General features: G+C 55.9%; 2 rRNA genes. Both read right to left on the bottom strand.

Annotation, left to right across the window (positions count from 1 at the left end):
* Positions 1-13: 13 nt before the first annotated feature.
* Positions 14-124 (bottom strand): 5S ribosomal RNA (gene rrf, locus F7231_RS27010).
* 164 nt (positions 125-288) lie between these two features.
* Positions 289-3,136 (bottom strand): 23S ribosomal RNA (locus F7231_RS27005).
* Between the last annotated feature and the right edge of the window lie 9 nt (positions 3,137-3,145).

The raw sequence follows: 3,145 nt of genomic DNA, 5'->3' as shown, positions 1-3,145 counted from the left end.
CTCTCATGTCTAGGGGTGGCGACCGCCTACTCTCCCGGTCGTGACACCAGTACCATCGGCAGTGCGGGGCTTAACGGCTCTGTTCGGAATGGGAAAAGGTGTGCACCCGCCCGTCGTCACCAACCTCCTATATCTCTAACCTTGCCTCAGCTCAGTGACCTCGCGGCCACGCACCTCAGCGCGGTAATGCCTGTCAGTCTTTTGCCCATCGAGAAGAAAGCCATCTGCCACACACATTATCGTATCATCAATCACTCGCTCGCAAGCCCACGATCAGATCAGCCATTGCGACCTTAACCTGACAGGCTCATTAGTACGGCTCGGCTCCATCCATTTCTGAACCTCCACCTGCCGCCTATCAACGTGGTCGTCTCCCACAGCCTTTATTAACGGATGACTCATCTTGGGGCCGGTTTCGCACTTAGATGCTTTCAGCGCTTATCCAATCCGCACGTAGCTACTCGGCCGTGCCGCGGGCACGACAACCGATCCGCCAGCGGTGCGTCCAACCCGGTCCTCTCGTACTAAGGTCAGATCCCCGCAATCATCCCACGCCCACCACAGATAGGGACCGAACTGTCTCACGACGTTCTGAACCCAGCTCGCGTGCCACTTTAATCGGCGAACAGCCGAACCCTTGGAACCTTCTCCAGCCCCAGGATGTGACGAGCCGACATCGAGGTGCCAAACCTCCCCGTCGATGTGAGCTCTTGGGGGAGATCAGCCTGTTATCCCCGGCGTACCTTTTATCCTTTGAGCGATGGCCCACCCATGCAGCACCACCGGATCACTATACCCTACTTTCGTACCAGATCGGCCTGTTTGCCTCACTGTCAAGCTTGCTTCTGCTATTGCACTCCACGACCGATTACCGTCCGGCCTGAGCAAACCTTGGGAAGCCTCCGTTACCCTTTCGGAGGCGACCACCCCAGTCAAACTACCCACCAAACACTGTCCCCCGAGGGGTTAGACAGCCAATTGCTAAAGGGCGGTATTTCAAGGTTGGATCCACGATGCCTAGCGACACCGCTTCAACTCCTCCCGCCTATCCTACACATCAGCAACCAGCCGCCCATGTTAAGCTGTAGTAAAGGTGCACGGGGTCTTTCCGTCCCGTGGCGGGTAAGCGGCATCTTCACCGCTACTACAATTTCACCGAGCTCATGGCTGAGACAGTGCCCAGATCGTTACACCATTCGTGCAGGTCGGAACTTACCCGACAAGGAATTTCGCTACCTTAGGACCGTTATAGTTACGGCCGCCGTTTACTGGGGCTTCAGTTCAGACCTTCGAGTTGCCCCTAAGCCCCCCCCTTAACCTTCCAGCACCGGGCAGGTGTCAGACCCTATGCGTCATCTTTCGATTTGGCAGAGTCCTGTGTTTTTGGTAAACAGTCGCCTGGGCCTTTGCTCTGCAACCTCTCAGGCTTGCGCCTGAGGAGGCCCCCCTTCTCCCGAAGTTACAGGGTCATCTTGCCGAGTTCCTTGGCCATGATTCTCTCGTGCGCCTTGGGCTATTCGCCCCAACTACCTGTGTCGGTTTACGGTACGGGTACCCAACAGCTAGAGCTTCTACACCTTTTCTTGAAACCAACTTTGAGCTCTCGCTTTGGCCGAAGCCGCCGCTCAGCGCCCTATTCCCGCAGGACGCGCTCTCTCCATCAATTTGTCAGTGTATCGCACTGCTGGGTAGTGCAGGACTATTAACCTGCTGTCCATCTGACCTCCGCTTTCGCTCAGCCATTAGGTCCCGACTAACCCCGGGTTGACTGGCGTCGCCCGGGAACCCTTAGTCTTACGGCGTGAGGGGTTCCCACCCTCATTCTCGTTACTTATGCCTACATTTGCTCTACCACGCGGTCCACCAAGGCTCACGCCTCAACTTCACCCCCCGCAGTATGCTCTCCTACCATCAAGTACTAGAATCTAGTACTGATCCACCGCTTCGGTGATGTGCTTGATGCCCGTTTATTATCGATGCCCGCCCCGCTCGACCAGTGAGCTGTTACGCACTCTTTAAAGGAATAGCTGCTTCCAAGCTAACCTCCTGGCTGTCTCGGCAGCCGGACCACCTTTGTTCAACTTAGCACACACTTGGGGACCTTAGCGGATGGTCTGGGTTGTTCCCCTCTCGGAGCAGGACCTTAGCACCCTGCCCCTCACTGCCCAACACCCACCTGCGCATTCGGAGTTCGACTGAAGTTGGTAGGCTATGACACCCCCGCATCCAATCGGTCGCTCTACCTCACAGGTGGTAACATTAGACGCTGTTCCTAAAAACATTTCGGAGAGTACGAGCTATTTCTCAGTTTGATTGGCCTTTCACCCCTACCCACAACTCATCCGGAAACTTTTCAACGTTTATCGGTGCGGTCCTCCACGGTGTGTTACCACCCCTTCAACCTGGCCATGGGTAGATCACCAAGTTTCGCGTCAACAGCCACTAACTAAGCGCCCTATTCAGACTCGCTTTCGCTTCGGCTCCAAGACTCCAGTCTTTTAACCTCGCTAGTGACCGTTACTCGTAGGCTCATTATGCAAAAGGCACGCTGTCACTTCACAAAGAAGCTCCAACCGCTTGTAAGCACCCGGTTTCAGGTTCTATTTCACCCTGGTACGCCCAGTCCTTTTCACCTTTCCCTCACGGTACTCTTCCCTATCGGTCTTCTACAGTGTTTAGCCTTGGCAGATGGTGCTGCCAGCTTCAGAGGGAGTCCCTCCGGCTCCCCCCTACTCAGGATACTCAACCCACAGACCAACGTGACCACTACGGGACTCTCACCCCCTGCGGTTGGCCTTCCCAGACCATTCGTGTTTATCGTTCTGCTTGATGTCGAGTCCTACAACCCCGACCTGGCCGTAACCAGACCGGTTTGGGCTTCGACGCGTTCGCTCGCCACTACTGACGCCATCACTGATTGTTTTCTTTTCCTCCGCCTACTTAGATGTTTCAGTTCAGCGGGTGAGCCTCTAACCGAAGTTAGATGACGGTCCTTCAGACCGCCGGGTTTCCCCATTCGGACACCTGCGGATCAGCCCGTGCCAGCCGGTCCCCGCAGCGTTTCGTCGCTTGCCACGTCCTTCTTCGCCTGTAGAAGCCAAGGCATCCCCCGGGTGCCCTTTTGCTGCGTTAAGGTCAACTGACC

Origin of the sequence: Fibrivirga algicola, from assembly GCF_011742925.1 — a bacterium.
GTDB lineage: Bacteria > Bacteroidota > Bacteroidia > Cytophagales > Spirosomataceae > Fibrella > Fibrella algicola.
This window is presented reverse-complemented; position numbering and strand designations above follow the sequence as displayed.